The sequence below is a fragment of the Deinococcus sp. genome, assembly GCF_030523985.1.
Taxonomy (GTDB): Bacteria; Deinococcota; Deinococci; order Deinococcales; family Deinococcaceae; genus Deinococcus.
Window position 1 is genome coordinate 1 of sequence record NZ_JAUNHK010000123.1, and the last position, 6,597, is coordinate 6,597.

Sequence of the window (6,597 nt, forward strand, 5' to 3'; positions counted from 1 at the left end):
GCTACTACACTTGAGTGGTGGAGTATCGCCACGGAAGCCATACCGCCTACAACATCGAATACCACTTCGTATGGGCCACCAAATATCGGAAGAACATCCTGCGTGGTGATGTTGCCGCCCGCACACGGGAACTGGTCAGGCAAACCTGTGACGCCTTTGAAATCAAGATTTTGAAGGGTGTAGTGAGTGGTGACCACGTCCATATTCTGGTGAGTGCGCCACCGACGATGGCTCCGAGCGAAATCATGCGGCGCATTAAGGGACGAAGTTCGAGCAAGTTGATGGAAGAATTCCCACGGTTGCAGCGGGAATTCTGGGGAAGACACCTGTGGGGACGAGGGTATTTCTGCTCAACAGTAGGGCAGGTCACGGAAGAGACGATCAAGGCGTATCTGGAACATCATTTTGAGCCGAATCCGAGCAGCGTGTTCGGGATTGTTGAAGAATGACGTGCTTTAGCGCGTATCCCGACTTTCAGTCGTTCTCTTAACCCCACCGTCTTTAGACGGTGGTTGTTTAGTGCCGTGACGATGTCCCCGCCGAGCAAATCTCCATCCTCCGAGAAGCGCAGAGGTTGCAGGCCCGCTTTGGCCGCTGGACTTCCTGGCAACACGCTGGTGAAAAAGGCTCCAGCGGTCTTGCCAAGTTTGCTGCGGACGAAGACTTCCTCGGGCAGGTCGAACAGGATGCGCCACTCGCTTCCGAGCGAGATGCCAATCACTGGCGCTTCCCGCTTGACCCCTCGGCGCAACTCGGCCACGAGGGCACTGCTGGTGGTCACAGGGACGGCGTAGGAGCGGATTTGCACCGTCTCTCTACTTTCTCCGCTCAGTCGGATAAAGCTGACGACCCCAGCCACCTCGCCTGCGCGGTTGATAATCGGGCCACCGCTGTCACCCGGCACGAGGGGGGCACTGAGTTCAAGTGTGCCTGAGGGAAAGTCGGCCTGCTGCGCCTGAGTATTCAGTGCCGTGAAGCGCCCCAGTTTGGGCTGCAGGTAGGCCCCGCCCCCATTGCCGATAGCCAGAGCAGCGTCCCCCACTTTAGGACCGGATTTTGCCAGCGGAAGAAAAGGTGTGCCCTTGGGGACCCCCACACGAATCACGGCGAGGTCGTGCTGGTCGTCGTAGCCCACCACAGTCACCGCGTAACGTTTGCCGTCGCTGGTGCGCGCGCTCAGTTTAGGGGCCTGGTAAATGACGTGATAGGCCGTGAGCGCCAGACCATCACCCCCGATCAGGAAAGCGGTGCCGATTCCATCCGGGTCCGTGCAGTCGTTGACGGCACACTGTTCTAGGCGGAGGGTGGCCGGGCGCAATTTCGTGAACAGTGCCCGCAGTTCGGTCTTTTCCTGACCACTTAGAGGCTTGGGCTGGTTTGTCTTGGGCGCGGTGGGCTGCGTCAAGGCGGGAGACGCAGGTAAGGAAGGTGCGGTGGGCTGCTGCGCCTGTGCCCCCAGGCCCATCAGGACCAGTGAGCCCGCCGTCAACAGGCCCAGCAGGACACCCTGGAAGCCAGATGGTCTGGGGATCATGCATCTATTTTTTGCGGCCCAGCAGTGAGAAGTGCGGTTTGAAGGTGAGAGATTGTACGCGTTCTTACCGCTGTTCAAACGAATGGCCCATGCCCCCTTCCGCTGAAAATAATGCGAATGATTTATCACTATCCTTACCATGTTTTGCTGTACTCACCTGACTCCCATCTGACCAAGCCCAAGTCAACTCTAACTATGAAAAAGGCTCTGCTTACCGCCGCGCTGTTCCTGTGCGCCTCCGCTTCCGCGGCCAAATTGCAGGTCTACCCCTACAACGGGGCGAGCTTCATCCCCGGTCAACGCTTCGACATCCGCATTGAGGCCGAAGAGGTCAAAGGCTTCAAGGATGCCAAAGTGACGCTGGATGGCCGTGAACTCAGCGGCTTCGCCACGACCAACAGCAAGGACACCAGCATGGAATGGACCCTGCGCGGCCAGAGCCTGAACGCCGGGCAGCACACCCTGCGCGTGGAGTACAGCGACGAGAACGGTCCCGCCAGCAAAGTGGTGAGCTGGAGCGTCGTGGCCACCCCTTCGCACGCCCGCGCCAAGAACGTCATCTTGTTCATCGGTGACGGTCTGGGCTGGAACACCATGAACGCCGCCCAACTGATCGCCCACCCCTACAACCCCGCCAACGGCATGCCCACCGGCAAGCTCGCCATGATGAGCGGCCTGAGCAGCATGGCTTCGGTGACGACCAGCAGCTACGACAGCGCCCTGGCCGACAGTGCCAATACCGCCAGCAGCATCGCCACCGGGCAAAAGATTCTGGTCAACGCGCTCAACGTCTACCCCGACAACACCGCCGATACGCTCGATAACCCCCGTGTCGAGCCGATCAGCTCCATGCTCAAGCGTTCCATGGGCAAGAGCATCGGCATCGTGTCGAGCGCCTTCGGGACCGACGCGACCCCTGCCGCCTTTGCCGCCTACACCCGTCGCCGTGGGGATTACCAAGCGATTGCCGACCAGTATTTTAAGGGCGAAGTGCAGCCGGAAGTGCTCCTGATCGGCGGCAGCCGCGACTTCATCCCGTCCACCACGCCGGGCAGCCGCCGCAAGGACAACACCGACTGGCTCACCGACAGCCAGAAGCTCGGCTACCAACTCGTGACCACCCGCACCGAACTCAACGCCGCGACGGGCGACAAGCTTTTCGGCGTCTTCAACATCGACAACATTCCCAGCTACCTCGACCGCGCCCAGTACAAGAGCACCGAGATGCTGGGTGACTTCACCGACATGCCCTACCTGTGGGACACCACCAAAAAGGCCGTCGAGACCCTCGAGAAGAACCCCAACGGCTTTTTCCTGATGATTGAGCCCGGCATGATTGACAAGTACGAGCACCCCCTCGACTGGCAACGTGCCGTGTGGGACGTGCTAGAGATGGACAAGGCCGTCGCCTGGGCCAAGGAGTACGCCAAGACCCATCCCGACACCCTCGTTCTCGTCACGGCGGACCACTCGCACTCGCTGAGCGTTTACGGCGGCTACGACGCCACCCAAGGCCCCGGCAAGCGTTCGGCGGTCGGCGTCTACGACAAGGCGGGCTTCCCCACTTACGGCGACCAGCGCGACGCCAATGGCCTGCCGCTCCCCGAAACCAAGCGCACCTACGCAGTGGGCTTCGCGGCGACCCCGGACTACTGCGAAACCTACCTGGGCCGCAAGGTTTACCTCGACCCCACCGTCAGCAACGGCAAGACGGGCGCGGAAGCCGCCTACGTGCCCAACCCCAAAATCTGTGAAGAAGGCGCGGTGCAGCGCGTCGGCAACCTTGACCCCGGCAGCGCTCAGGGCGTTCACACCGCCGACCCGATGCCCCTCTTCGCCTTCGGTGCTGGAGCCCACCACTTCTTCGGCACGATGGACCAGACCGACATCTTCTTCAGCATCGCCCGCGCCATGGGCCTGGACGCCACCAAGAACAAATAACTTCACTTGACACGCGGGCCATAGGCTGTGGGGGTTGACCCCATCGCTTGTGGCCCTCTGTGCTACGAAGCGTGAGGAAGGAGGACCTATGAACAGACGTACCCTCATCAAAGTGCTGGCCGCCGTCCCCGCCTCGCTGTGGCTGGGCCGGGCCGGGGCGCAAACTGGAACGCCACGCCTCAAATTCAGCGAACTGTACGGCAAAACCACGGTTCGGGGCGTGGAGTACAGCAGCAAGCTCAAATCCCTGTCGGGCAAAAAGGTCACGATGGCGGGTTACATGGCCCCGCCGCTCAAGCCCAAGCTCGACTTTTTCGTGCTGACCAAACAGCCGATGAGCACCTGCCCCTTTTGCACCACCGCTGCCGACTGGCCCGCCGACATCGTGCTGGTGATCATGCCACCCGGCAAGGAACTTGAACCCTCGGTGCGCGGGCTGACCGTGACCGGGCGACTCGACATCGGCGTCAAGAAGGACGAGGAGACCGGGTTCGTCAGCCTGGTGCGACTCTACGCTGACAGGGTGCAGGACGCTTGAGTGCGATCCTTACCGGTGAGGGGCTGAGTGTGAAGCACGGATCGGAAGTCACCCTGAGCTACCCGGACTTTCACTGGCCCGCTGGGACGCAGGTGGCGGTCACTGGTCCGAGTGGGACGGGGAAAACGACCCTGCTCAACGTGCTGTCTGGGCTGCTGCGGCCCCTGAGCGGGCGGATGCAGTACGGCGCGCGGGAGCTCACCACGCTGACCGAAGCTGATCGGGACGCTTTTCGCCGCCGTGAAGTCGGCTACGTCTTTCAGGATTTTCATCTGATGCCGGGGCTGAGTGCACTGGAAAACGTGGAACTAGGTCTGCGCGTGGCCGGGGTGCCGAACGCGGGCCGGACAGCACGGGAAGCGTTAGAACGGCTGGACTTGGGAGCGAGGCTGCGTCACCTACCCGCGCAGCTTTCCACCGGCGAGCGGCAACGGGTGGCGATCGCCCGCGCATGTGCCCACCGTCCCGGTCTGCTGCTGGTGGACGAGCCCACCGCCCACCTTGACCGCGAACGGGCGGACGGAGCCCTGAGACTGCTCCGGGAAGTCGCTGGAGAATTGGGGGCCACCCTAGTAATCGTCACCCACGACGAGACGGTAGCCCAGATGTTGCCCCAGCGCTTTCAGATTGGACGGTCAGCATGAGCCTGGCCCTCTGGACTGCGCTCCGTTCCTTGCGGCACCGCGCCGGTGCACTTATCCTGACCGTGCTGGCAGTGGCTCTGGCGACGGCAACGGCGTTGGTCGTCCCCCTGGTCACGCGACAAGTTGAACGAGGCGCGCAAGACGCAGCGCAAGTCTTTGACCTCCTGGTCACGGCTAAGGGAAGTCCCACCCAGGCGGTGATGTCCAGCCTGTTTTATTTGGATGTACCGACTGGCAACGTGCCGTATTTGGTGTATCAACAGCTGAAGACGGCCCCAGGCACCCGCCGCGCTGTCCCGCTTGCTTTGGGGGACAACTACGTCGGCTTTCCGATTGTGGGCACCTCGCCCGAGTTCTTCGACCAGCGTCTCAAGCCGAGTGCCCCGCCCTACTTCCGGGTCGCGCAGGGTCAGGTTTTTGCAGAGGAGCATGACGTAGTACTGGGCGCGGCGGTGGCCCGAGAGGTGGGACTTAAGGTGGGAGACACCTTCAAAGGCGCGCACGGCCTGGAGGAAGTGGCGCCCCTCGAAGGCGAGGACGACCATACTGCTGAGGGCGAGGGACACGAGGCGCACAATGAGCCCTACCGTGTCACGGGTATCCTGGCTCCGACGGGTGGCCCAGCGGACCGCGCCGTTCTGACGCCCATCGAAACCGTCTGGGAGACGCACGGGGCAGAGGCGGAGGGGCAGCGAGAAGTCACCGCCGTGCTGTACTCGGCGGAGAACTTGGCGGGTATCTACACCGTGGCGGGGGAGGTCAACGCCGGGGACAAGGCGATGGCTGTCTTTCCGGGTCAAGTCTTCGCTCAGGCCCGTCAGACTTTGATGCAGGGGCAGACCGCTTATGCGGGGCTGAGCATCCTGGTGCTGGGGATTGCGGCACTGACCGTGGCCCTGAGCGTCTACACCTCTGGTCTGGAACGGCGGCGCACGGTGGCCCTGCTGAGGGCACTTGGGGCCGGGCGTCCTGCAGTTTTCACGCTCGTTTTACTGGAAACGGGCCTCACCGTCACCCTGGGCGTGCTGCTGGGCTTAGGCCTCTCATTGCTCGCAAGTTCGGTCGGCGGGGAACTGCTGGGCGCTCGGCTGGGATTTACCCTTGCCCCACCGCAGCTGACCCCAGGGCTGGCGGGGCGTGCCCTGTGGCTGATTCCGCTGGGGCTCCTGGCCGCCATGCCATCGGCGCTGGCGGCAACGCAGGTTAGTCCGCTTCGTGATTTGAGCTAGCGGTCAAGGAAGGCTGTGTAATTTGCAACACCCTGCCTGACTCCATTATCGGCAGCCATTCAGAGAACCCCCTACTGTATATCAGGGTGTTTTCGCCGGAGCCGTAGTTACGCGGTAGTTGGCTGGAACTATTCCCGACAGGGTTGAAACGGGAGCGCCCGGAGCCTATCTCCGGGTGTGCTATTTTCGCTCCCACTCGACAGTTTCGTTTGCCAGACCCCGCATTGTCCAGACTTCCATCAACCTGGTCGACAGAACATCCGTTTCCGCAAGTTCTACGGCCCTGAAAAGCGTCGACTGCTCAGGTGTCTTACCTGTGGCACTGAGTTCAGTGAAACGAAGGGGACACCCTACTGGGGCAGCAAATTGCCACCTGAACAGGTCGATCGCGTGATCGACCACATGACTCATGGCACCTGTTTTTCTTCCACAGCCACCCTCACGGGCTGTCACCGCACGACCGTTGCTCGAATCGTCTGTCGTACTGGTGTTCATCTTGAACAGTTCCATGACCTCCATGCTCGTGACCTCAAGGTCACGAGCATGGAAGCCGATGAGCGGCACGATTTTGTCGGCGACAAGACTGAGCAAGCGTGGGATTTCACCGTTGTCGACCCCAAAAGTAAGTTCGTCATTGAGAGGCAAGTCGGGGCCAGGACCACTGAACTGACCAAGGTGTTGCTTTTGAATGCTCGCGAAAGGCTGGCGGAT

General features: G+C 61.6%; 7 protein-coding genes. 5 read left to right on the forward strand and 2 right to left on the reverse strand.

Annotation, left to right across the window (positions count from 1 at the left end; genetic code table 11):
* The first annotated feature begins 17 nt into the window (after window positions 1-17).
* On the forward strand, window positions 18-449 hold the full coding sequence (gene tnpA / locus Q4C89_RS13195; protein WP_303103086.1) for an IS200/IS605 family transposase: 432 nt from the start codon (window positions 18-20) through the stop codon (window positions 447-449).
* On the opposite strand, the gene Q4C89_RS13200 is transcribed toward tnpA, so the two are convergent.
* The gene (locus tag Q4C89_RS13200) at window positions 401-1,612 is read right to left on the reverse strand and encodes a S1C family serine protease (RefSeq protein ID WP_303103087.1); all 1,212 of its coding nucleotides are present in this window, start codon (window positions 1,610-1,612) and stop codon (window positions 401-403) included. The two genes, tnpA and Q4C89_RS13200, sit on opposite strands and share 49 nt — an antisense overlap.
* Window positions 1,613-1,729: 117 nt before the next feature.
* On the opposite strand from Q4C89_RS13200, the gene Q4C89_RS13205 reads away from it, so the two are divergent.
* The 4 genes from Q4C89_RS13205 (at window position 1,730) to Q4C89_RS13220 (ending at window position 5,886) form a co-directional block, all read left to right on the forward strand.
* Window positions 1,730-3,475 carry an alkaline phosphatase gene (locus tag Q4C89_RS13205; RefSeq protein ID WP_303103088.1) on the forward strand — a complete coding sequence of 582 codons (1,746 nt, stop codon included), beginning with the start codon at window positions 1,730-1,732 and terminating at the stop codon, window positions 3,473-3,475.
* Window positions 3,476-3,563: 88 nt separating this feature from the next.
* The gene (locus Q4C89_RS13210) at window positions 3,564-4,013 is read left to right on the forward strand and encodes a hypothetical protein (RefSeq protein ID WP_303103089.1); all 450 of its coding nucleotides are present in this window, start codon (window positions 3,564-3,566) and stop codon (window positions 4,011-4,013) included.
* A gap of 29 nt (window positions 4,014-4,042) precedes the next feature.
* Window positions 4,043-4,657: an ABC transporter ATP-binding protein gene (locus Q4C89_RS13215; RefSeq protein WP_303103090.1), complete on the forward strand. Its 615-nt coding sequence runs from the start codon at window positions 4,043-4,045 to the stop codon at window positions 4,655-4,657.
* Window positions 4,654-5,886, forward strand: coding sequence for an ABC transporter permease (locus tag Q4C89_RS13220; protein ID WP_339098230.1), 1,233 nt, complete (start codon window positions 4,654-4,656; stop codon window positions 5,884-5,886). The genes Q4C89_RS13215 and Q4C89_RS13220 overlap by 4 nt, the downstream gene beginning before the upstream one ends.
* A 180-nt stretch (window positions 5,887-6,066) precedes the next feature.
* Here the strand turns inward: Q4C89_RS13220 and Q4C89_RS13225 are convergent.
* Window positions 6,067-6,597 (reverse strand): hypothetical protein (locus tag Q4C89_RS13225; protein ID WP_303103092.1); only part of this gene is annotated, 531 nt, incomplete at its 5' end.

Bases quoted from the DNA above. Each gene is read 5' to 3' on its own strand.
- Q4C89_RS13205 (WP_303103088.1), top strand. From the start codon at position 1,730: ATGAAAAAGGCTCTGCTTACCGCCGCGCTGTTCCTGTGCGCCTCCGCT.
- Q4C89_RS13210 (WP_303103089.1), top strand. From the start codon at position 3,564: ATGAACAGACGTACCCTCATCAAAGTGCTGGCCGCCGTCCCCGCCTCG.
- Q4C89_RS13220 (WP_339098230.1), top strand. From the start codon at position 4,654: ATGAGCCTGGCCCTCTGGACTGCGCTCCGTTCCTTGCGGCACCGCGCC.